29 protein-coding genes are annotated in these 20950 nt (G+C 69.7%); 15 read left to right on the top strand and 14 right to left on the bottom strand.

Annotated elements, in window-relative coordinates:
• Positions 1–118 precede the first annotated feature (118 nt).
• The 4 genes from ACFW9Z_RS02090 to ACFW9Z_RS02075 all read right to left on the bottom strand — a co-directional run bounded on the left by ACFW9Z_RS02090 (position 119) and on the right by ACFW9Z_RS02075 (position 3538).
• Positions 119–556 carry a Fur family transcriptional regulator gene (locus ACFW9Z_RS02090; RefSeq protein ID WP_384632887.1) on the bottom strand — a complete coding sequence of 146 codons (438 nt, stop codon included), beginning with the start codon at positions 554–556 and terminating at the stop codon, positions 119–121.
• A 188-nt stretch (positions 557–744) separates the two neighbouring features.
• Positions 745–1644: a metal ABC transporter permease gene (locus ACFW9Z_RS02085; RefSeq protein ID WP_384632884.1), complete on the bottom strand. Its 900-nt coding sequence runs from the start codon at positions 1642–1644 to the stop codon at positions 745–747.
• Positions 1644–2447 carry a metal ABC transporter ATP-binding protein gene (locus tag ACFW9Z_RS02080; RefSeq protein ID WP_384632882.1) on the bottom strand — a complete coding sequence of 268 codons (804 nt, stop codon included), beginning with the start codon at positions 2445–2447 and terminating at the stop codon, positions 1644–1646. The genes ACFW9Z_RS02085 and ACFW9Z_RS02080 overlap by 1 nt, the downstream gene beginning before the upstream one ends.
• 83 nt (positions 2448–2530) lie before the next feature.
• On the bottom strand, positions 2531–3538 hold the full coding sequence (locus ACFW9Z_RS02075; protein WP_384632880.1) for a metal ABC transporter substrate-binding protein: 1008 nt from the start codon (positions 3536–3538) through the stop codon (positions 2531–2533).
• Between the two features lie 177 nt (positions 3539–3715).
• On the opposite strand from ACFW9Z_RS02075, the gene ACFW9Z_RS02070 reads away from it, so the two are divergent.
• The 3 genes from ACFW9Z_RS02070 to ACFW9Z_RS02060 all read left to right on the top strand — a co-directional run bounded on the left by ACFW9Z_RS02070 (position 3716) and on the right by ACFW9Z_RS02060 (position 5851).
• On the top strand, positions 3716–5098 hold the full coding sequence (locus ACFW9Z_RS02070; RefSeq protein WP_384632877.1) for a glycine--tRNA ligase: 1383 nt from the start codon (positions 3716–3718) through the stop codon (positions 5096–5098).
• A 110-nt stretch (positions 5099–5208) separates the two neighbouring features.
• Positions 5209–5412: a hypothetical protein gene (locus tag ACFW9Z_RS02065; RefSeq protein ID WP_384632874.1), complete on the top strand. Its 204-nt coding sequence runs from the start codon at positions 5209–5211 to the stop codon at positions 5410–5412.
• A 223-nt stretch (positions 5413–5635) separates the two neighbouring features.
• Positions 5636–5851, top strand: a complete 216-nt coding sequence (locus ACFW9Z_RS02060; RefSeq protein WP_384632872.1) for a DUF6243 family protein — start codon at positions 5636–5638, stop codon at positions 5849–5851.
• A 120-nt stretch (positions 5852–5971) separates the two neighbouring features.
• Here the strand turns inward: ACFW9Z_RS02060 and ACFW9Z_RS02055 are convergent, their stop codons facing one another.
• Positions 5972–6724 (bottom strand): alpha/beta fold hydrolase, encoded by a 753-nt coding sequence (locus ACFW9Z_RS02055; protein WP_384632870.1) that lies wholly within the window; start codon positions 6722–6724, stop codon positions 5972–5974.
• A 721-nt stretch (positions 6725–7445) separates the two neighbouring features.
• On the opposite strand from ACFW9Z_RS02055, the gene ACFW9Z_RS02050 reads away from it, so the two are divergent.
• Positions 7446–8051, top strand: coding sequence for a hypothetical protein (locus ACFW9Z_RS02050; RefSeq protein WP_384632867.1), 606 nt, complete (start codon positions 7446–7448; stop codon positions 8049–8051).
• A 92-nt stretch (positions 8052–8143) separates the two neighbouring features.
• Here the strand turns inward: ACFW9Z_RS02050 and ACFW9Z_RS02045 are convergent, their stop codons facing one another.
• Positions 8144–8563 carry a VOC family protein gene (locus ACFW9Z_RS02045; protein ID WP_384632864.1) on the bottom strand — a complete coding sequence of 140 codons (420 nt, stop codon included), beginning with the start codon at positions 8561–8563 and terminating at the stop codon, positions 8144–8146.
• 138 nt (positions 8564–8701) lie between these two features.
• Between ACFW9Z_RS02045 and ACFW9Z_RS02040 the strand changes: the two genes are divergently transcribed.
• Positions 8702–9721 carry a helix-turn-helix transcriptional regulator gene (locus ACFW9Z_RS02040; protein ID WP_384632861.1) on the top strand — a complete coding sequence of 340 codons (1020 nt, stop codon included), beginning with the start codon at positions 8702–8704 and terminating at the stop codon, positions 9719–9721.
• Positions 9722–9739: 18 nt separating this feature from the next.
• On the opposite strand, the gene ACFW9Z_RS02035 is transcribed toward ACFW9Z_RS02040, so the two are convergent.
• From ACFW9Z_RS02035 to ACFW9Z_RS02015, 5 genes are all read right to left on the bottom strand, one after another.
• The gene (locus ACFW9Z_RS02035) at positions 9740–10120 is read right to left on the bottom strand and encodes a hypothetical protein (RefSeq protein ID WP_384632859.1); all 381 of its coding nucleotides are present in this window, start codon (positions 10118–10120) and stop codon (positions 9740–9742) included.
• 38 nt (positions 10121–10158) lie between these two features.
• Entirely contained in the window at positions 10159–10575 is a 417-nt protein-coding gene (locus ACFW9Z_RS02030) for a hypothetical protein (protein ID WP_384632856.1), read from the bottom strand.
• 81 nt (positions 10576–10656) lie between these two features.
• Positions 10657–11040 (bottom strand): hypothetical protein, encoded by a 384-nt coding sequence (locus ACFW9Z_RS02025; RefSeq protein ID WP_384633365.1) that lies wholly within the window; start codon positions 11038–11040, stop codon positions 10657–10659.
• Positions 11040–11363 carry a hypothetical protein gene (locus tag ACFW9Z_RS02020; protein ID WP_384632853.1) on the bottom strand — a complete coding sequence of 108 codons (324 nt, stop codon included), beginning with the start codon at positions 11361–11363 and terminating at the stop codon, positions 11040–11042. The genes ACFW9Z_RS02025 and ACFW9Z_RS02020 overlap by 1 nt, the downstream gene beginning before the upstream one ends.
• On the bottom strand, positions 11360–11641 hold the full coding sequence (locus ACFW9Z_RS02015) for a hypothetical protein (protein WP_384632850.1): 282 nt from the start codon (positions 11639–11641) through the stop codon (positions 11360–11362). The genes ACFW9Z_RS02020 and ACFW9Z_RS02015 overlap by 4 nt, the downstream gene beginning before the upstream one ends.
• 106 nt (positions 11642–11747) lie before the next feature.
• Here ACFW9Z_RS02015 and ACFW9Z_RS02010 point away from each other — a divergent pair, with 106 nt between their 5' ends.
• The 4 genes from ACFW9Z_RS02010 (at position 11748) to ACFW9Z_RS01995 (ending at position 13870) form a co-directional block, all read left to right on the top strand.
• Positions 11748–12587 (top strand): Scr1 family TA system antitoxin-like transcriptional regulator, encoded by an 840-nt coding sequence (locus ACFW9Z_RS02010; RefSeq protein ID WP_384632847.1) that lies wholly within the window; start codon positions 11748–11750, stop codon positions 12585–12587.
• Positions 12584–12793, top strand: coding sequence for a DUF397 domain-containing protein (locus ACFW9Z_RS02005; RefSeq protein ID WP_384632844.1), 210 nt, complete (start codon positions 12584–12586; stop codon positions 12791–12793). The genes ACFW9Z_RS02010 and ACFW9Z_RS02005 overlap by 4 nt, the downstream gene beginning before the upstream one ends.
• Positions 12794–12945: 152 nt before the next feature.
• Entirely contained in the window at positions 12946–13152 is a 207-nt protein-coding gene (locus tag ACFW9Z_RS02000; protein WP_384632841.1) for a DUF397 domain-containing protein, read from the top strand.
• Positions 13153–13306: 154 nt separating this feature from the next.
• Positions 13307–13870: a GNAT family N-acetyltransferase gene (locus ACFW9Z_RS01995; protein WP_384632838.1), complete on the top strand. Its 564-nt coding sequence runs from the start codon at positions 13307–13309 to the stop codon at positions 13868–13870.
• A gap of 135 nt (positions 13871–14005) precedes the next feature.
• On the opposite strand, the gene ACFW9Z_RS01990 is transcribed toward ACFW9Z_RS01995, so the two are convergent.
• Together ACFW9Z_RS01990 and ACFW9Z_RS01985 are read right to left on the bottom strand one after the other, a co-directional pair.
• On the bottom strand, positions 14006–14593 hold the full coding sequence (locus ACFW9Z_RS01990) for an SMI1/KNR4 family protein (RefSeq protein ID WP_384632836.1): 588 nt from the start codon (positions 14591–14593) through the stop codon (positions 14006–14008).
• 113 nt (positions 14594–14706) lie between these two features.
• A complete protein-coding gene (locus tag ACFW9Z_RS01985) occupies positions 14707–15879 on the bottom strand; it encodes an epoxide hydrolase (RefSeq protein WP_384632833.1) in 1173 nt (390 codons plus the stop codon).
• Between the two features lie 104 nt (positions 15880–15983).
• On the opposite strand from ACFW9Z_RS01985, the gene ACFW9Z_RS01980 reads away from it, so the two are divergent.
• Complete coding sequence (locus ACFW9Z_RS01980) at positions 15984–16559, top strand: CGNR zinc finger domain-containing protein (RefSeq protein WP_384632830.1); 576 nt, start codon at positions 15984–15986, stop codon at positions 16557–16559.
• A 207-nt stretch (positions 16560–16766) separates the two neighbouring features.
• Positions 16767–17285: a hypothetical protein gene (locus ACFW9Z_RS01975; protein WP_384632827.1), complete on the top strand. Its 519-nt coding sequence runs from the start codon at positions 16767–16769 to the stop codon at positions 17283–17285.
• A 22-nt stretch (positions 17286–17307) separates the two neighbouring features.
• Here ACFW9Z_RS01975 and ACFW9Z_RS01970 read toward each other — a convergent pair whose 3' ends face one another.
• Positions 17308–17715: a DUF2834 domain-containing protein gene (locus ACFW9Z_RS01970; RefSeq protein WP_384632824.1), complete on the bottom strand. Its 408-nt coding sequence runs from the start codon at positions 17713–17715 to the stop codon at positions 17308–17310.
• A 243-nt stretch (positions 17716–17958) separates the two neighbouring features.
• Between ACFW9Z_RS01970 and ACFW9Z_RS01965 the strand changes: the two genes are divergently transcribed.
• From ACFW9Z_RS01965 to ACFW9Z_RS01950, 4 genes are all read left to right on the top strand, one after another.
• Positions 17959–18960 carry a glutaminase gene (locus ACFW9Z_RS01965; RefSeq protein ID WP_384632821.1) on the top strand — a complete coding sequence of 334 codons (1002 nt, stop codon included), beginning with the start codon at positions 17959–17961 and terminating at the stop codon, positions 18958–18960.
• A gap of 220 nt (positions 18961–19180) precedes the next feature.
• Positions 19181–19423, top strand: a complete 243-nt coding sequence (locus ACFW9Z_RS01960) for a hypothetical protein (RefSeq protein ID WP_384632819.1) — start codon at positions 19181–19183, stop codon at positions 19421–19423.
• 78 nt (positions 19424–19501) lie between these two features.
• Positions 19502–20377 carry a helix-turn-helix domain-containing protein gene (locus ACFW9Z_RS01955; protein WP_384632816.1) on the top strand — a complete coding sequence of 292 codons (876 nt, stop codon included), beginning with the start codon at positions 19502–19504 and terminating at the stop codon, positions 20375–20377.
• A 106-nt stretch (positions 20378–20483) separates the two neighbouring features.
• A complete protein-coding gene (locus ACFW9Z_RS01950; RefSeq protein WP_384632813.1) occupies positions 20484–20921 on the top strand; it encodes a hypothetical protein in 438 nt (145 codons plus the stop codon).
• The last annotated feature ends 29 nt before the right edge of the window (positions 20922–20950 follow it).

Below are 20950 nucleotides of genomic sequence, written 5' to 3'. Positions count from 1 at the left end.
CCGGCTCCCCCCCCCAATACTTTCTTTTAAATACTCATCAATAGCTGCGCCGTGCCGGCTCCGACCCCCCCCCCCCCGCCTCTTCTTTTACGCTCGCGCGTTCTCTGCGTTCGCGCGCTTACTTCTTGTTGCTCGCGGCGCACTCCGCACACGTGCCGAAGATCTCGACGGTGTGCGCGACGTTCACATAGCCGTGCTGGGCGGCGATCGTCTCGGCCCACTGTTCGACGGCGGGACCCTCGACCTCCACCGCCTTGCCGCAGAGCCGGCAGACCAGGTGGTGGTGATGGTCACCGGTCGAGCACCGCCGGTAGACGGCCTCGCCCTCGGTGGTGCGCAGGACGTCGACCTCGCCCGCGTCGGCGAGGGACTGAAGGGTCCGGTAGACCGTGGTCAGTCCCACGGAGTCGCCGCGGTGCTTGAGGACGTCGTGCAGCTCCTGGGCGCTGCGGAACTCGTCGACCTCGTCGAGCGCCGCCGCCACCGCTGCCCGCTGCCGGGTGGACCGGCCGCGTACCGGCGCTGCGTTCGTGCCACTGATCGGCGCCGTGGCCACAGGTGCCTCCTCGTGTCGCCCGTACATGTGTCGGGCCATTGTGCCAGCCCGGCCGGGCGCCGCAGGCGAACACGTACGGTGCGACTCCGTCACACGCGTACGGATGCGCGGCACGAGCCGTCACGCTCGTACAGTACGCACGGTACGAGCGCCGTCACACGCCAACGGTACGCACCGTACGAGCGCCGTCACACATGCGCGTCGTCCGTGCCCCGGCGGGCCCCCGGTACCTCCAGGGTGCACTCCGCCCCCTTCGCCTCGCTCGCCCGCGCCCGCCGTTTCGCGAGCGGAGCCGCGAGCGCGGTCAGCGCGACGAACACCGCGATGGCCAGCAGCACGATCGTCGCGCCCGGCGGAACGTCCTGGTAGTACGAGGTCACGGTGCCGGTCAGGGTCACCGCCGTGCCGATCACCACGGAGAGCACGAAGGTCACCTTGAAGGACTTGGTGATCTGCTGGGCGGCCGCCACCGGCACCACCATCAGCGCGCTGACCAGCAGCAGCCCGACGACCCGCATCGCGACGGTCACCGTCACGGCGGCCGTCACCGCGATCAGCAGGTTCAGCACCCGCACCGGCAGCCCGGTCACCCGGGCGAACTCCTCGTCCTGGCTGACCGCGAACAGCTGCCGCCGCAGCCCCACGGTGACCAGCACCACGAAGGCGGCCAGCACACAGATCGCGATGACGTCGGACTGGGAGACGGTGGAGAGCGAGCCGAAGAGGTACGAGGTCAGGTTGGCGTTGGAGCCCGTGTCGGAGAGGTTGATCAGCATGACGCCGCCCGCCATGCCCCCGTAGAAGAGCATCGCCAGGGCGAGATCGCCGCGCGTGTGCCCGTACCAGCGGATCAGCTCCATGGTGACCGCACCGGCCACGGCGACGGCGGTGGCCATCCAGACGGGGCTGGTGGAGAGCAGGAAGCCGAGGCCGACACCGGTCATCGCGATGTGCCCGATGCCGTCGCCCATCAGGGCCTGCCGCCGCTGCACCAGGTAGATGCCGATGGCGGGCGCGGTGATGCCGACCAGGACGGCCGCGACGAGCGCCCGCTGCATGAAGGGGGGGTTCAGGAATTCCAGCATCATCAGGTCAGCAGTCCCGTCCGTACGGGCTCGGCGGCCGCGTGGGGGTGTACGTGGTCGTGGCCGGGCAGGGCGTGCTGGCCGAGCGCCTCCGGCGGCGGGCCGTCGTGCGTCACACAGCCGTCGCGCAGGACCACGGCCCGGTCGATCAGCGGCTCCAGCGGTCCCAGCTCGTGCAGGACGAGGAGTACGGAGGTGTTCAGGGCCACCTGCTCGCGCAGGGTCGCCGCCAGGATCTCCTGGCTGGCCAGGTCCACCCCGGCCATCGGCTCGTCCATGATCAGCAGCTCCGGCTCGGCGGCCAGGGCACGGGCTATCAGCACCCGCTGGTGCTGGCCGCCCGACAGGGCGCTCACGGAGTCCTTGGCCCGGTCGGCGAGGCCCACCAGCTCGATGGCCCGGTCCACGGCCCTGCGGTCGGCCTTCCCGGGCCACCGCAGCCGCGTACGGGCGAGCCGCCCGGAGGCGACGACCTCGCGGATCGTGGCGGGGACCCCGCCGGCGGCCGTGGTGCGCTGCGGTACGTAACCGATCCGGCCCCACTGCCGGAAGCGCCGCAGCTCGGTGCCGAACAGCTCGACGGTGCCGCCGGTCAGCGGGACCTGGCCGATGGCGGACCGTACGGCGGTGGACTTGCCGGAACCGTTGGCGCCCAGCAGGGCCACGACCTCGCCCCGGTGCACGGTGAGGTCCACCCCGCGCAGCACGGGGCGCGCGCCGAGGGTGGCCGTGGCGCCGCGCAGGCTCACCACGGGCTCACGGGTGCTGATCACGGGCTCGCGGGTGGTGCTCTCACGCTCCGGCATGAGCGCCTCCGATCCGACGGTCGTACGAGTGATACGGGTGGTACGAGTGATGCGGGTAGTACGAGTGATGCGGGTGGTGCGGGTCACTTCGCGCCGAGTGCCTTCTGCAGCGCGGTGAGGTTGGACTCCATGACCTCGATGTAGTCAGCGCCCTTGGACTTGCCCGTGATTCCCTCCAGCGGGTCCAGGACGTCCGTCCTCAGCCCGGTGTCCTTCGCGAGGGTCTTCGCCGTCTTGTCGCTGGCGAGCGTCTCGAAGAAGACCGTGGTGGCCTTCTCCTTCTTCGCGATGGTGTGGATCTCCTGGATGCGGGCGGGGCTCGGCTCGGCCTCCGGGTCGATGCCCGCGATGCCCTGCTGGGTGAGCCCGTACCGCTCGGCGAGGTAGCCGAAGGCGGAGTGGGTGGTGATGAAGGTCTTGGTGGCGGTGTTCTTCAGCCCGCTCTCGTACGCCGTGTTCAGCTTGTCCAGCTCGGCGACGAGGTCCTCGGTGTTCTTCTTGTAGTCGGCCGCGTGGTCCGGGTCGGCCTTCTCCAGCGACTTGCCGACGCCCTTGGCGACCTCGGCGTACTTCACCGGGTCCAGCCAGATGTGCGGGTCGGCGCCGCCTTCCTCGCCGTGGTTGTGGCCGTCGCCCTCGGAGTGCTCTTCGTGGGCTTCGTCCTCGTGCCCGTGCTCGTCTTCTTCATGGTCGTGGCCGCTGACCTCGGCTCCGTGGTTCTCCAGCGTCGTCAGGGTCGCGGCGTCAACGGTGTTCTTCACACCGGACTGCTTGATCGCGTCGTCCACGGCGGGCTGGATGCCCTTGAGGTACAGCACGTAGTCGGACTCGCTGATGGAGCCGATCTGGCGCGGGGTGAGCTCCAGGTCGTGCGGCTCGACGCCCGGCTTGGTGAGGCTGGTGACGGCGACGTGCTCGCCGCCGATCCGCTCGGCCAGGAACTGCATCGGGTAGAACGACGCGGTCACCTTCAGCTTGTCGCCGTTGCCCCCGTCCGCTGCGTCGGAGGTGGAGCAGGCCGAGAGAGCGGTCAGACCGAGGACGACTGCTCCGGCGACGGCGGTGGTGGGTATGAGGCGGCGTACGTTCATGACAGTCATTTTCAACAAAAGTGGAAACGATTGTCAACAAGGCAGATGAGATGCCCGGAAGATCACATACCGACAGCGCGAAGATCGCTCGCACCCCCACCGATTTGATCCAGGGGGTGCGCCCGCCGGTAATCTGAAGCATTCGCCCGCCCGTCATCGTCGTATGAAGAGAGCACCGTGGCCGCCGACAAGATCGACACCATCGTCAGCCTGAGCAAGCGCCGTGGCTTCGTCTACCCCTGCAGTGAGATCTACGGTGGTCAGAAGGCCGCCTGGGACTACGGACCGCTGGGCGTCGAGATGAAGGAGAACCTGAAGCGTCAGTGGTGGCGCTACATGGTCACCGCGCGCGAGGACGTGGTCGGTCTCGACTCGTCGGTCATCCTGGCCCCGGACGTCTGGGTCGCCTCGGGCCACGTCGCCACCTTCTCGGACCCGCTGACCGAGTGCACCTCCTGTCACAAGCGCTACCGCGCCGACCACCTGGAGGAGGCGTACGAGGAGAAGCACGGCAAGCCGCCGGTCAACGGTCTCGCCGACCTCAACTGCCCCAACTGCGGCAACAAGGGCACCTTCACCGAGCCCAAGCAGTTCTCGGGCCTGCTCTCCACCCACCTCGGCCCGACCCAGGACTCCGGCTCGGTCGCCTATCTGCGCCCCGAGACCGCCCAGGGCATCTTCACCAACTTCGGCCAGGTGCTCCAGACTTCGCGCAAGAAGCCGCCGTTCGGCATCGCGCAGATGGGCAAGTCCTTCCGGAACGAGATCACTCCGGGCAACTTCATCTTCCGGACCCGTGAGTTCGAGCAGATGGAGATGGAGTTCTTCGTCAAGCCGGGCGAGGACGAGGAGTGGCAGCAGTACTGGATGGACCAGCGCTGGAACTGGTACACGGACCTCGGCATGCGCGAGGAGAACATGCGCTGGTTCGAGCACCCCAAGGAGAAGCTCTCCCACTACTCCAAGCGCACCGCGGACATCGAGTACCGCTTCCGCTTCGGCGGCAGTGAGTGGGGCGAGCTGGAGGGCGTCGCCAACCGCACGGACTACGACCTCAAGGCGCACTCCGAGGCGTCCGGCACCGACCTCCACTACCACGACCAGGAGGCCGGCGAGCGCTGGACGCCGTACGTCATCGAGCCCGCGGCCGGTGTCGGCCGCGCGATGCTGGCGTTCCTGCTCGACGCCTACGTCGAGGACGAGGCGCCCAACGCCAAGGGCGTCATGGAGAAGCGCACCGTGATGCGCCTCGACCACCGCCTCGCCCCGGTCAAGGCCGCGGTCCTGCCGCTCTCCCGCAACCCGCAGCTCTCGCCGAAGGCCAAGGGCCTGGCGGCGGACCTGCGCAAGAACTGGAACATCGAGTTCGACGACGCGGGCGCGATCGGCCGCCGCTACCGCCGTCAGGACGAGATCGGTACCCCGTTCTGCGTCACCGTCGACTTCGACACCCTGGACGACAACGCGGTGACCGTGCGCGAGCGCGACACCATGAAGCAGGAGCGCGTCTCCCTCGACCAGATCCAGGCGTACCTCGGCGCCCGTCTGCTCGGCTGCTGACCTTTTCGTACGCTCGCGTACGCGCGTGAGGCCCCCGGTTCCGGGTACGGAACCGGGGGCTTCGTCGTACGGTCCACCGGAGCCCCCGCCACCGCCCCGGGAGGTACGCGATGCCGTCGATCACCACCAGCAAGGTCACCAGATGGGACCAGCACGGCCGTGAGCACGTCGTGCAGGTGAGAAAGGCACGCATGTCGCGTGAGCTGACGTGCTCCACGTGCGGCTGGCGCCGCTCGGCGCAGTTCCTGCCCTGGCTGAAGGCCCAGGAGCACCTGACCGAGGCCCACCAGGCAACGGTCGACCCGACGGCCTGAGAGCCTTGGCGGCCCGAGACCCCGGGCGGCCGGGGAGTCCCGGCGGCCGGAAAACCTGGTGCGGGGCGCTCCGGGAGCGGGGTACCTTTTCCGCATGTCTTCGTTCTTCCAGATCTACGAGTGAGAGCGCGGCGGGGGTTCGACCCACCCGCCGCCCACCGGACCGATCGATCGCGATCACCTGATCACTTCCGCCTCACCTCACCACGAACGGGAGAACACCGTGGCCAAGAGCCGCAACAACCTCCTCGGCGTCGGCGGACAGCGCAAGAAGCTGTCCCGCGCCGAACAGCAGGGCGCGGGTTCCGCGCGAGACGCCGACCGCAAGGCGGCCGAGGACAAGAAGCAGGAGCTCGTACGCAAGATGCGCGAGCGCGCCGAGGCGCAGGCGGCCACCACCGCCGAGCCGGCCGAGCAGGACGGCCCCGCGCAGAGCTGACACCCGAGCAGTACCCCGTACGACGGTGGGCCCGGATCATCCGTGATCCGGGCCCACCGCCGTACCCGCCCCAGGAACGTCGGCCGGGGGTACCGGTGGCACCGGCACGCTCGGGCGGGCTCAGCCGTGAACGGGCGGCACGTGAACGGGCGGCAGGTGCAGGGCGAACCGGCGGACGGCGTCGGTGAAGGCGTCCGGATCGTCGAAGTTCGCGAGGTGCCTGGCCCGGGGGATCAGCTCGATGCGGGCCTGCGGATGCGCGCGGGCGAAGTCTCTCTCGCCGGACCGGAAGACGCTGTCCTTCTCGCCGTTCAGGATGAGCACGGGAGCCGCCACCTGACGCATCGCCTCCGCGTCGAACCGGCCCAGCACCTCGCCCCAGGCGGTCGGCAGCGTGTGGAAGGCGTAGCCGGAACGGATGGTGGCCTCCACCACCTCGGGGGGATAGAGCCGCCGGAGCAGCCGGTCGTTCCAGCGGGTCAACCGGTCCGCCGGTATCCGGGGCACGAGCCCGGCGACCCACCGGTACGGCGCCGCCCACGCACCGCGCGTCGAGGCGCTGGCCCCCGCGAGCACCAGCCCCCGCAGCCGCTCCGGGCAGCGCCGCGCGAACTCCAGCGAGGCGTACCCGCCCAGCGAGTGCCCGACCACGAGCGCCGGTCCGTGGCCGAGCGAGTCCACCGCGGAGGCGATGACCTCGGTCGCCGCGTCCAGGCTCCAGGGTTCGGCGGAACGCGCGCCGTGCCCCGGCAGGTCGACGGCGGCCACCCGGAACTCCTCCTGGAGCGAAGCGAGTTGCGGGCTCCACTGTCCCGAGCTGAACCGCGTCCCGTGGACGAAGACGATGGGCGGTGCGTCATCCATGGCCGTCATGGCTCTCCCGTCTCCCGGTCGGCGCCACCGCGTGGTGACGGTCGGTTCCCGGTCGCATCGCTCCAGGGTGCCACCCGGGGCCCCGTCGCTCTCTCCCGCCCCCGGGCCCCACCCTGTACGGCCGTGCGGTGGGCAGGTGTTGCCCGGAAGCGGCGTGGGCGCTCCGGCCTGTCGGGAAATGAGCGTCATGCGGTCCGATCAGATGATCGGCTTTCGGACGAACATGCATCGACGTGTTGAACAGGGCGACGGATTCCCGGGCGGAGGACACCGGAGGAAACCAGAAGACGCTGGAGGTCAGCGGAGGGCAGCGGAGGGTGACGAGGCGCGAGCGGTTGCATGCCCCAACACATCGTGGACACGTTCCGGCCACAGGCCGTCATCGAGAGCATGGTCGCCGAGAGCGACACGGTGGTGGCGCGATTCAGCCTCACCGGTCGGCACGTCGGCGCCCACGAGGTCGCCACGACGGGTGCGGGTTGCCCAGGGAGAACGCCCCACGCATCCCATGAGTCACTCCAGCCACGCCATGCGCAGGTCGTCGAGTGGCCTGATCTAAGTCGCCCCGAGATCGGGGCAATTGCCCGGGGCTGCTGCCGGTGCCAGCATGACGGCGGCCCGGCCGGGGACGGCCGTCGGCGGTCAGTCCCCATGCCGCCGACGCCCTGCCCGCCGAGCCCTGTCATGTCTGCGCACCCGCACCCACCAGGAGCTGTCACAGATGCTACGTATCCGGCTACGCACCGCCCTCATATCCGTGTTCAGCGCGGTGGCTCTCTGCCTCGGACTGCTGGTCTCCGCCCCCGCGAGTGCCGAGCCCGCTCCCGCGTCCCCCGCCGCGGCGCCCGTCACGACCGCCTCCTCCGGCTACTGGGCCTGCTCCGTCCCGGCCGGCATGACCTTCACCAAGGCCGAACGACGGCTGAACGTCTGCGCCCCGAGCGGCTGGGCCATCAGCTACTACGTCAGCGCCCCCGCGGACAACCTCTGGGCCTGCACCCTGCCCAGCGGCTTCACCCATGACCTGGCCGAGCGGCGGCTGAACGTCTGTAACGCCACTGGCTGGGACATCAGCTACCGCCTGCGGGTACCCAAGGACAACCTCTGGGCCTGCGGTCTGCCCAGCGGCTTCACCTACGACCGGGCGGAGCGGCGGCTGAACGTCTGCAGAGCGAACGACTACGACCTCAGCTACCGCCTGCGCACCCCGGCGAACAACCTCTGGGCCTGTACCGTGCCCAGCGGCTTCACCTACGACCTGACCGAACGACGGCTGAACGTCTGCACCCCGAACGAATTCGCCAACAGCTACCGCTTGCGCCGCTGACCGCAGGTGGGCGGGGCCTCTCTCTCCCGGGCCCGGGAGAGAGAGGCCCCGCAGGCCGGGGACGGGGCGGGCGGCCGAGGCCCCGTGCCGGGTCAGGTGGTCTGCCGCTGGGTGATGTTGACCATCCAGCTGATCCCGAACCGGTCCACGAGGGAGCCCGCCTCGTCGCCCCACGGCTGCCTCTCCAGAGGCATGGTCACCGTGCCACCGGCCGCCAACTTCTCGAAGTGGCCGCGGAGTTCGCTGCCTTCGTCGTCGCCGCCGAGGTAGACCGCGACGTTGTTGCCCGGCTGGTGGGGCACCCCCTCCGGCACGTCCCAGGCCATCAGCGTGTATCCGTACGGGGTGTCGAGCCGGGCGTGCATGACCTTGTCGCCGCCGGGCGCGTCCGGTGAGCCGAAGTCCGCGGCCGTGCCCAGCTCCAGCTTGCCGCCGAACACCTCCTGGTAGAACTCCATCGCCTGCCGGGCGTTCCCGTCGAAGCTGATGTACGGGTTGAGCTGAGAGCCCATGTGATGATCCTTCGGGTGAGTGAAGTGAATGGCGCATGGCCAGTGGGGAATGGCCGCTCGGGGTGTCCGAGGGGCACGGCAATGAGCCTCGCAGCCCATCGCGACACCTCATGTCAGGTATTCCTCTAGGGTTTTCGGATGCGCGCCGATCGGCTGGTCTCCCTGGTTCTGCTGCTGCGCCAGCGCGGCCGGATGTCGGCGCCCGCGCTCGCCCGCGAGCTGGAGGTGTCCACCCGTACGGTGCTGCGCGACATCGAGGCCCTGTCGGCGGCCGGAGTCCCGGTCCACGCCGAGCGCGGCCGGCACGGTGGCTTCGCGTTGCTGCCCGGGTTCCGGACCGAGCTCACCGGGCTGAACCACGAGGAGGCCCTTGCCCTGCTGGTCGCCGGATCGCGGCGCGGCGCGCAGGCGTTCGGCCTCGGCTCGGCGCTCGCGTCGGCCATGCTCAAGGTGGTGGACGCGCTCCCCGAGAGCCACCGGGACACCGCCGCCGGGGTGGCCGAGCGGCTGCTCATCGACCCCGAGACCGACCTGCTCTCGCGTCGGCCGGTCGCCGACGAGGTCCCCGGCCCCATCGCGGCCGAGGTCCGGCGCGCGGTGTTCGCCGGACACAAGCTGCGCATCCGTTACGCGGCGGTGGACCAGGCCCCCGCGTGGCGCACGGTGGACCCCATCGGCCTGGTCACCGTGCGGGACCAGGGCTACCTGCTGGCCACCAGGTCCGGCGCGGACCGTACGTACCGGCTGTCCCGGATCGTGGCCGCCGAGGAGCTGTCCGAGCCCGCGCAACGCCCGGACCGGGTCGACCTGGACCGCGCCTGGCAGGACCGCAGCACACGGTTCCGGACCGGCGGCGACGTGGTCACCGCGCTGGTACGCGTGGCCCCGGAGCGGCGGGAGGAGCTGGTGGCCACCGCGCTGGCCGTCCTTACTGAACAAGCCGAGGCGGCCGAGGAGGCCGACGGCGCGGGCGGCCGACTGCGGCTGGAGGTGACCTTCCAGGACGCGAGGCACGCCGAGTGGGCGCTGTGGCAGCTCGCCACGGACGCCGAAGCCCTGGCCCCGCAGTGGCTGCGCACAGCCCTGCACGACCGCGCCGCCGCCGTCGCCGTACGGTACGAAGCGTCGTACGAGGCGCCGTACGAAGCGCCCACCTGAGCGTCGAGGGGCTTACCCTCAGCCCTCCTCCGTGTGCTCGGGGAAGAGATGAGGGTGTCGCTTCGCGAGGTGGTGCGTGATCGCTTCGTCGGTGGGGTCGGTGACCTCCCACCCATGGGCGGACGGATGACCGGTGAACAGCCCGCACGCCTCTCCCCGGGCATCGAGCGCGGGACACCAGGGGAGCGGGATCAGTCGCGTGCGCTCGGCGTTCCACCGGGCCCAGACGGCACCCCCGGGGCGGCCGCCCTCGTCCCAGAGCATGGCGGCGTGATCGTGCTCGTGGTCCTCGCCGAGTTCGCAGAGGACGTGTCCGGCTTCCGGGCGGTGACCGGGGTCCGACAGGGCGATCATGTGGTCCGGAGGCTGGAGGAGCGCGACGGCGGTGCACTGGTTCATGGGCGGCTGTCCTTACGGGCGTCGGGGCGCGGCTGCCGTCACGGCTCATCGGATTCGCCGGAGGTGATCGGCCCGGCGATCAGCTCGCCGAGCGGGTCCGTCACGCCCCAGGAATGGGACGCGACGTGGTCCTGGAAGAACGAGCACGGCAACACGGAGGCCGTGGCGAAGACGCGGAGGACAGCGGGGCACCAGGGCACGGTCCCGACCCGGTGGACGCGGTGCGCGCCGGTACCGTCCCAGAAGAACCAGAGCGCGGAGGCGGTCGGTGTCTCGGGTGCCCAGAGGAGCGCCGCGTGCTCGGTGTGCTCGTCGTGCTCACCGAGTTCGCACAGGAGGAAGCGGTCGCGGGGGAGGGCGTCCTGCGGGTGGTCGGGGCCGCCCTTCATGGTGGCGAGGACGGCAGTCAGCTCGGCAGGCGGGGGAACGGGGGTTACGGCGGTGCATTGCAGCACGGCGGCCATTTCTGTGTGAGGGGTGTCCGGGACCGGTGGGGCGGTGAGGCGGTGAGGCCGTGGGGCCGTGGGCCGTTGGGTCTAGAAGGCGCCCAGGGAGCCGCGCCATCCGGCGAGGGTCAGGCTCAGCCCGACTGCGGGGTCAACTACGGTGAACAGCAGGGGAAAGCCCGCTTCCAGGGCCTGTATCGCATCGTCCTGGCGGTGGTCGTCGGTCGCCCAGGTCCGCAACTCTTCCGGGGCGTCGGATCCATGGAAGAGAACCGGCCGCACATCCCGGACCGCCGGTCGCAGCGTGTCCGGGGCCACCGCGAGCCCGTGCCCGTCCGCGAGACGCAGCGCCTGCCTGCGGAGCCAGCGCAGGACGAGCCGCCGGTTCGGCACGGCGACCCCGCCGAGCGAGGCGAACCGCCGCCCGTCGGTCACGGTGACCTCGGCGGCGTACGCGTACGCCATCGTCGGCATCACGCGCCACGCCCACCACTGCCACCGCTGCGGCTGTCGGTACGGATCAGCGCCCGGAGCCGGTCGGCCGCCGCTTCGATCGCGTGCACGACGGCTTCGCGTTCGGCGTCCCGGTCGGTGATCGCCGCGTTGAGCCGGGCGAGGAACAGGGCCCGGTAGGCGGGGTCGGCTTCGATACGTTGCAGCTCGGCGAAGGGCACGACGGGCTCGGCCGGGCCCGGGGCGAGCGCCCACATGAGGCGGGGGAAGCGGAGCCGCAGCCGGACCTCCACGGCCCCGAGGGCAAGGGCGAGCCGGACCCGTAACCGGGCGAGGGCGCTCACAGGACCTCACCCCGACTGCGTGCGTTCATCCGCGCGATGCGGGCCCGAAGCTGCTCTATGACCAGCGCGGGACGTACGTGACGGGGCTCGACCTCCCACTCCCGCCCACCACCCACGGGCCGCAGCGACCAATAGCAGCCGGCCACCCCACGGAACTCACCCACGCGGTCACCACGACTGGTGTCGACCATGAGGGCGCCAGGGGCAGGAGCGTCAGGAGAGGTAGGAGGGTCAGGAGGTGGTTCCTCAGGATTCGTACGAATGTTCTCGCCATACATCGATAGTTCCTCTCCGTGGCTGTATGGCTACCGGGGCGATTCAGAGTGGCCTACCGTGAAGAACCCTTCAACTGACTGATCTTGAAGGAAGAGTAGGGAGATCGGCATGGCCAACATCAAGCAACTGGACCCCGAAAGCAGCCCGCAGGCGGCCTACGGTGCCCGTATCCGGCGGTTCCGTGAGGAGCGGGGGTGGACCCAGGACATGCTGGCCCCGAGGATCGGGTACTCCAGCCAGCACATCTCGGCCGTGGAAACTGTTCGCAAACCGCCAACCCTGCGGTTTTCGAGGCAGTCTGACCAGGCATTTGGTACGACCGAAACGACCGATTCCTTCGAGCGTGAGTACGCCAAGATGCGGAGCGGGGCGCTGCTGGAGGGCTTCCCCGAGTACGTGGGGTACGAGGGCCGGGCGGCGGAGATCAGGCTGTTCGAGGTCGGCCTCATGCCTGGGCTCTTACAGACTCCGGAGTACGCGCGGGCGGTGGCCTACGGGGATGTGGAGCGCGGGTCCATCACCCCTGAACAGGCTGACCAGCGCGTCGCGTTCCTGATGGAGCGGCAAGAGGCGCTGGTTCGGCCTCGGCCGCCCATGGTGTTCGTCGTCATGGACGAGAGCTGCCTGCATCAGGCCGTAGGCGGGCCGGAGGTCATGGACGCTCAGCTGCAACGGCTGGAGGAGATGTCCGCGCGGCCCAACTGGATCATCCAGGTGGCACCGTTCAGCCTGGGGGCGCGCAGGGCGTTCGACCTGCCGGTCAACCTGCTGACCATGGACGACCGTTCCATCGTCGCGTACGCCGAATCGCAGGCGCAGGGGTACGTCGAGCGTGAAACGTCATTGGTGGCGCCCATGTTCACGGCCTACCATCAAATGCAGGGCGAGTCGCTGTCGAAGGCGGCGTCCCTGGCCAGGATCAGCCAGTTGCGAAAGGGCACCTCGTGAAGACCGAATTCCCCCGTTGGTTCAAGTCCTCGTACAGCTCGAACGGCGGTAACTGCATCGAGGTGGCCGCCAACCTGGTCGCCTCGCAGGGCATCGTCCCCGTCCGTGACTCCAAGAGCGTGGACGGTCCGGTGGTCGGTGTCCGTACCGCCGCGTTCTCCGCGTTCGTCGCGGGCGTGCAGGCCGGAACGTTCGACGCCGCCTGACGGGCCCAGTTCCGAGCACCGCCCCACTCTGTCGCCGCGCGCGCATGGTGGGGCGGTTCCGCTGTCCGGAGACAGAGGCGTGATAGGCCCTCTGGCATTGCTCTTCGGGCTCGTGCATGGTGGAACTTTCCGCTACGGAAGGGCACTTCGCGATGACCGAGCACCCGCAGTGGTTCACGTCCTCGTACAGCTCGAACGGTGGCGACTGCATCGAGGTGGCGGCCAACCTGACCGCCTCCCACGGCATCGTCCCGGTCCGCGACTCCAAGTGCGTGGAGGGCCCGGTGGTCGGTGTCCGTACGGCCGCGTTCTCGGCGTTCGTGGCAGGTGTGCGGGCCGGGACGTTCGACGCCGCCTGACGGCTGTCACAGACTTCGACGGGTGCGAGCTGCGGAATCAGGAGTCACCGCGCATGCGGCGCGCGCCCGGTGCCATCGGGGACGTACGCACCCCCCGACCGTCCGGATGGAAACGGATGGCCGGGGGTGGGCGGGACGCGGCAGGATGCTCCGCATGACGCTGCCCACCCCTGAGTTGCGCACCGCCCGCCTGCGGCTGCGGCCGTTCACCGATGCCGATGCGGCGCCGCTCTACGCACTGCACAGCGACGCCCATGTGCTGCGTTACTGGGACTCCCCGCCGTGGACCGAACCGGCTCGCGCCCGGCGCTTCCTCGCGACCTGTCGGAGGATCGAGGAGGAGGGCGCGGGAGCGCGGGTGGCCGTCGACCGTGTCTCCGACGGTGCGTTCATCGGCTGGTGCGGTCTGACCGGCTGGAACCCGGACTTCCGCAGTGCGTCCCTGGGGTATGTCTTCGATGCCGCCGCGTGGGGCCACGGCTATGCCACGGAGACCGCGGACGCTGTTCTGCGGTGGGCGTTCGACACCCTGGACCTGAACCGTGTCCAGGCCGAGACCGACACCCGTAACGTGGCGTCCGCCCGGGTCCTGGAGAAGCTCGGCTTCGTCCACGAAGGCACCCTCCGCGAGGACTGCGTCGTCAATGGCGACGTCTCCGACTCCTGGGTCTTCGGCCTCCTCCGCCGCGAGTGGCACCCGACGACGGCCGACCGCTAGGGCCTGTCGTCAAACTGCCGCCTGCCGCGCGACGCCTGGCACGCACGCTCGGGCCGAGACCTGCCCGCCCTTCGGTCCGCGCCCCGCACCGGGGCCACGGTTCCGGCACACCTTCCGTGCAGTGGTTACGGGGAGTCAGGTCTTCGGGGCCATGCGATGGCGGTTCGGGTGGGCCCGAAGCCGGGGTGAGGTGAGTTCCAGGGCCCGGTTGTCGCGTCCGGCGCTCATGTGGTCGAGCCAGCGTTCGTACCAGTCGAGGAAGTCGGTGGCGGAGGAGACGTTGGGGCCCCAGTACCCGTCGCCGTTACCCGTGAGGACGCGGTCGGTGAGGGGGCCGGTCACCGCGATGACGCATACGTCGGTGCAGCCCATCTCGATGATGTGGAGGAAGAGATCGCGTCCGTGGGCCCTGGGTTCCGCGTCGTCGAAGCCGCGGGGTGCCCCTGGTTCTTCGCGCGGATTCATGACCAGCAGGGAACACCGCTCCAGCGGCATGAGGCCGTAGAACGGCGCCGCGCCTGAGCCGCCGATGTGTGTGAGGAACTGCCGGTAGGCGTCGGGCAGAGCGATGCCGTGCTCGGCCTCGAACGCGGCGACGCGTGTTTCCGCCGGCTTCGGACCGAGGCGGAACTCGTGCTGCTCTTCCCCGAAGGAGTGGCTGCGCAGGGGTTGGAACGGGATCGCGGCCAGCTTGCGACGCAGGCGGGATGTGCGGGGATCCATGGTGCGTCTTCTTTCGTTCCCGTCACTGTACGGGTGGCTGTAGTCGGCCGGCCAGAAGCGCCCTCGCGGTCGGCACGCCCGGTTCGCGTGGTGTCGGGCCTGCCGGGCCGCGTTCACCGGTGGGTGGCCAGTACCGCTGCCAGGCCCTCTTGCAGGTCCCTGACGAAATACTCGGGGACCTCCAGCGACGGGAAGTGTCCCCCGGCCTCCGGGGACCTCCAACGGACGATCTGCCGGTACCTCTCCTGCGCCCAGGGGCGCGGGCACTTCTCGATGTCGCGGGGGTACATGCTGATCGCCGACGGGACGTCGACCCGGAGTTCGGGGTCCAGTGAGTTGTGGCTTTCGTAGTAGATGCGGGCCGCCGATGCGCCGGTCCGCGTCAGCCAGTACAGGGTGACGTTGTCGAGAACGCGGTCTCGGGAGATCGTCTCGAACGGGCTGTCCTTGGTGTCCGACCACTCGGCGAACTTGTCGAGGATCCAGGCGAGAAGCCCGACGGGGGAGTCGACGAGCGAGTAGCCGATGGTCTGCGGCCGGGTCGCCTGCTGCTTCGCGTACGCCGCGCGGTGGCGCCAGAAGTGGCGGGTCTCCTCGGTCCACTTGAGCTCGGCCGCCGTCAGCCCGTCCGTGGTCAGTCCGGGTGGTGCCTCCGCGAACGTCGTGTGGATGCCGAGGACGTGCGCCGGGAACCTGCCGCCGAGAACCGTGGTGATGTTGCCTCCCCAGTCGCCGCCCTGGGCCACGAACCTGCTGTAGCCGAGCCTTCCCATCAGCTCCACCCACGCGGCCGCGATCTTCTCGGTGCCCCACCCGGTGGTGGCCGGCCTGTCGCTGTAGCCGAAGCCGGGGAGCGACGGGACCACGACATGGAATGCGGGAGCGTCCGCGTCCTTCGGGTCGGCCAGCTCGTCCACGACGTCGACGAACTCGGCGACGCTGCCCGGCCAGCCGTGGGTCAGGACCAGAGGAGTGGCGTCCGCGCGCGCGGAGCGGCGGTGCAGGAAGTGGATTCCCAGACCGTCGATGGTGGTGCGGAACTGGCCGATCGTGTTCAGGCGCTCTTCGAACGACCGCCAGTTGTACTCCGTACGCCAGTAGTGCACGAGATCGACGAGGTCGGCGAGAGGAACGCCCTGTTCCCATCGGCGAGGGCCGGACGCGGCGCGGCCACCTGTCTCGGCCTCCGGTAGCCGTGCTGCGGCCAGTCGTGCGCGCAGATCGTCGAGGTCGGCGTCGGTTGCGTGGGCTTCGAATGCTTGCACGTCGCTGGTCGGACGGGGCATGAGACCTCCTGGCCGTCGAGGAACCGGCTACGAGTCACCGTAGAACCGGCTAAGACGGTTCTAGCAGCCCTCCGGGTCGCGCTGCAACCGGCTAAGGTGGTTCCATGCGTGCTGGCTTCCCTGACTTCCGCCTCGGCAGTGTGCTGGCTACCAGCTTCACGGGGACTCTGTCGGAGCGGCAGGGAGAGCCTGTGGAGCGCATCCCGGTTCCGCACCGACTCGTCGACTGGCTGACGGTGAGCGGCCTCGCCGTGGACTCCTGCACCGCCGCGCAGCTCGACCTCGCCCGGGAGCTGAGGGAGGCGATCCACGCCGCCGCGACGGCGGCCGCGATCCGGGAAGCCCTTCCCGCGTCCGCTGTCCACGTCATCAACGACCGCAGCGCCCAGGGCCGGGCCGCGGCGATCCTGACGCCCGAGGGTGAGCGGCGATGGCGGCTCAGCTCGGCTTCCTGTGTGGAAGACGCCCTCGGGGTGATCGCCGCCGACGCGATCAGCGTCATCGCGGGCGAGCGGGACGGGAAGCTGGCCCTGTGCGCCTCGCCGACCTGCCGGGCCGCCTTCTTCGACACCAGCCGGAGCCGCACCCGTAAATGGTGCGAGATGAACACATGCGGGAACCGTCAGAAGAAGGCACGCTTCCACGCCAACCAGCGCACGAACCCCAGATCGGTGGAGTGACCGTCAGTTCCTGGACGCGGACCTCGCCGACACCCCGCATGTGGCGGTCCCGCCGGTGGAGTTCGGGTCCGGTGACCCATCTGTTCCGGCGCAAGTGACCAGCTGCCAGGGGCTGTCGAGCCGACCCCGCCCACAAGGGGATGGCACGCCCCTACCCGTTCGGGCTAGCCTTCCGTCCCCGCCCGTTCGGTTCAGCGAGGGAGCCCCGTGGAGCACGACGTACCGACCTGTACGGAGAACGCCATCGCCTGGGCACGGCGGCACCTCGGGGCGACGTCCTACGCCTCGCGCTGTCTGGCCTTCGTGGAGGACGCCTACGAGAGGCCCAACCACCTGGAGATCTTCGGTGGCGACTTCGCCGCCGAGTCCGCCGGTCTGTACGCGGCGCAGGACAACGGCGGGGTGCCTCCGGTCGGGGCCTTCGTGTTCTACGACTACAGCGGCGAGATGCTCGGCCGGGCGCGGAACTGGGGTCATGTGGGGCTGTGCGTCGGTGATGGACTGGTCATCCACGCCTGGAGTGACGTCAGGATCGATCACTATCTGGAGGTCCCGGGTCTGGCGGGGCCGCCTGGCTGGGACGCTCCCCGGTGGACCGGATGGACATCCGCCCAGCGCATCCTCCAAGGGTGTCGGCCCAAGGACTGGACGCCGGAGGGTGACGCCGCCACGGCCGCTCGGCGTATGCAGGCTGCCCGATTCGGTGAGGGGACAGCGGGCACCTGATGCGCGCAGGGGCAAGTCGGCCTCAGGACAGTTCGGTTCGGGGGGCCGGAGCGGGGCGCTTGCGCAGGTTGCGCTGGCGTAGCAGGAGGTAGAGCGGCAGGCCGACCGAGGCGCCGAGGAGTGCGCCGAGAGCCGCCAAGACCTTCTGGCCCTTGGCCAGACGCGTGTCGACCGTCACGGCAGTCAGCAGTACGAGGACGGCGACGATCACGTCCCAGCCGAAGAAGCTGCTAATTCGGGTCGCGAAGATCTCATCGATCAGACGGGGCAGATCGAGTCCGTGCTCTGCGAGCCAGGGAATGGCCTGGGCATAGGGGAGAGCGATACCGGCGATCAGCAGCACCGCGTACAGGGCCTCAAGGGCCCGATTGCCGCGCTGTCGCTCTGTGTCGGCCCCGTCCGGCCCGTCCCGCCCGTCCTGCTGCCGCATCGATCACTCCGGATTCCATCCGACTGAGTCTGCCGGGTGCATTGTGCACGTGGTGGAAGCCGGTGCGCAGGGGGATCGGCCGAGGTGGCCTGATAGCACGGGGCGTACGAGGTTCTCGGCCTGGTGGTGAACCACATCGCGGGAGGCTTCTTGGCCGGTTCCGGTGGGCGGGTCAGACTATGGGCGGTCCCCGCTTCACCTCCGCCCCCCGGGCCTTCGCTCACCTCACTGTCAGGAACTGCCGTGTCCCACGCCTCCGCCGCCGCCTCCGGGGCGAGCAGCCCGACTCCGCGCGCCGACGACTCCCAGCGCTCCGACCGCTCCGACCGCTCCCACCGCTTCAGCGCGGTGATCAGCCGCATCGCCGAGGAGATGGCCGCGCTCGACGACCACGGCACCCCTGCCGACTACATACCGATGCTCGCCGGTGCCGATCCCCGGCGGTTCGGCATGGCCGTCGCGGAGCCGGACGGCACTGTCTACGGTGTCGGCGACTGGCGGCAGCCGTTCTCGACGCAGTCCATCTCCAAGGTGTTCGCCCTGGCCCTGGCGCTCTCCCTGGACGGCGAGCAGCTCTGGCGGGGCGTGGGCCGCGAGCCGTCGGGCAACCCGTTCAACTCCTTGGTGCAGCTGGAGTACGAGGACGGGGTGCCCCGTAATCCGTTCATCAACGCCGGGGCCCTGGTGGTGACCGACCGGCTCCAGGCCCTGACCGGGGACGCGGCCGGGCGGGTGCGGGAGCTGCTGCGTACCGAGAGCGGCAACGCCGCCATCGACTTCGTACCGGAAGTCGCCGCCTCCGAGGCGGCCTTCGGCGACCGCAACGCCGCGCTGGCCCACTTCATGGCCTCCTACGGCAACATCACGCTCCCGGTCCCCGAGCTGCTCGCCGCCTACTTCCGGCAGTGCTCGATCGAGGCGTCCTGCGCGGACCTGGCCCTCTCCGCGGGGTTCCTGGCCCGGCACGGTGTGCGGGCCGACGGGTCCGCGCTGCTGACCCGCAGCCAGGCGAAGCAGGTCAACGCGGTCATGCTCACCTGCGGGACGTACGACGCGGCCGGAGAGTTCGCCTACCGGGTGGGGCTGCCGGGCAAGAGCGGCGTCGGCGGGGGGATCATCGCCATCGTGCCCGGGGTCTGCACCCTGTGCGTGTGGAGCCCGGGACTCGACCGGCGCGGCAACTCGGTGGCGGGCGTGTCGGCCCTGGACCGCTTCACCACGCTGACCGGGTTGTCCGTCTTCTGACGTCTCCCCGCCCGGAACGGCACGGTGCCCCCGAGGGCAGTGCTCTCTGTTGCACGCGATGCGGCTGGATCCAAACGGTTGGCGCGATGTGTGCGCAAGTTTTCGCAAGATCCCTTCCCTACGACAAACTTGCTCTGCAAGTGCGGGCCACGGGCTGGAAAGGCGGCTTGGTCTCCTTCAAGCTCAGAACACATCGTCACCCGATCTCACGGAGGCGCACGTGGCACTTCATCTGCTCTGCAAGGACCCGGAGAGCCCGGACAACAACAGCCCGACCCTGTACTACGACGACGAGGCGGACACCTACCTGTTCCAGTCCTGGAAGGTGCAGGACGCCTCCCGCCTGGCCTCGATATCGGTACCGGACCACGAGACCGTGATCGAGTTCCCCAAGCGGCTGCTCCCGCTGTTCCCCAGACCTGAGGGCGTGACCACGTGCTCCTGCGGCTCCATCGCTTCCTAGGGTGAAGCTTGCGTGATGGTGCAAGGCTTCGGGGGCGTGTAGGTGGCACAGGAGCCTTGCACAACGCACACTGTTCATGTGTCCAAGTCTTCGAGCATCGACAGTGCCAGGCGCGCCCTCGGCAGGCAGCTGCGCAGCCTTCGTGAATCCACCGGTATGACCGGCCGCGCGCTGGCCCAGGCCGCCGGCTGGCACGAGTCCAAGTGCAGCCGCATCGAGAACGGGCGCGTCCAGCCCTCCGATACGGACATCACCACGTGGGCCAGGCTGTGCGGCGCCGAGGACCAGACCGATGACCTGCTCAACGCCGCCCACGGCATCCACGTCATGCACCGGGAGTGGCGGGAGGTGGAGCGGGACGGCCTTGCCCGGGTGCACACCGCGGCCTACCCCGACTGGGAAGGAACGCGCATGTTCAAGGGCTACGCCCAGTGCATGATCCCCGCGCCACTGCAGACCGAGGACTACACGCACACCGTCCTCAGCGCGCTGCAGAGCCGACGCCAGATCCGCGGCGGCCCCCGCCCCGGCCCCGACGACGTCGAAGCCGCACTCCAGAACCGGATGCACCGCAAGAAACTGCTGCTCGACCCGGACCGCGAGTTCCACATAGTGATGGAGGAAGCCGCCCTGCGGCACCTGGTCGTCGACCGGCAGACCATGATCGAGCAACTGGCCCATCTGCTCCAGGCGTCCGGGCTCGCTTCCGTTCGTCTCGGCATCATCCCGCAGACGGCCGACCGCAACGCGATCTGGCCCGTCGAGGACTTCTGGATCTTCAACGACAGGCAGGTCCGGGTGGAACTCGTATCCGCCTTCCTGCAGATCACCCAACCCAGCGAGACCCGGCTCTACCGCGAGACCTTCGACGAACTCGCCACCCAAGCGGCGTACGACCAGCAGGCCACTCTTCTGATCGTCTCCGCACTGACCGATCTGGCGTCAACGGGCTGACCTCACAGGCAAGTTGTCCCTGCCTGAGGTCCGCCGCGAACTCAGGGACACACCATTGGACAAGCGCACACCCCGGCCTTCGGTCCTGTGGCCTCTTCTCGTCGTGATGATCCTGGCTGTCGTGCTGGCGGCCTGTCTGTCGTCAGCGCACAGCCCCTCTCGCGAGCCGGACGCCCGCAGCGAGAACGCGAGCGAGGGCACGAGTGAGCACACGAAGGCCGAGCTGGTCGAACGACTCCTCCGTCACATGGAGCCGGGTTGGCGCCCGGAGCACACGACTCTCGGTCCGGCCGGCGAAGGCGAGTTCCGCGTGGTCGCCCGTCCCGGAGCGGGTGTCACCCGTCTCGTCGTCACCTGCGGCGGAGCAGGACACGTCGTCATCCGGCAGAGCGCCGAAGCCTCCTCTCCGAGGGCGGACATCCGCTGCGGAGCCGAGGCCGACAGCGTCGCCCGGATCGAACTCGGGCCCACCGAATCCGTCACCATCGCTCCGAGCGGCAGCGCCGTCCGGATCCTGTGGGGAACGCGGAAAGTGCCCGCGTGACACGGTCCGCCCGTCGGCCGTGCTCGCTC

The organism is Streptomyces sp. NPDC059452 (assembly GCF_042750035.1).
Lineage (GTDB): Bacteria > Actinomycetota > Actinomycetes > Streptomycetales > Streptomycetaceae > Streptomyces.
The sequence above is the reverse complement of the archived record's forward strand: the minus strand, read 5'-3'. Positions and strand labels throughout refer to the sequence as shown.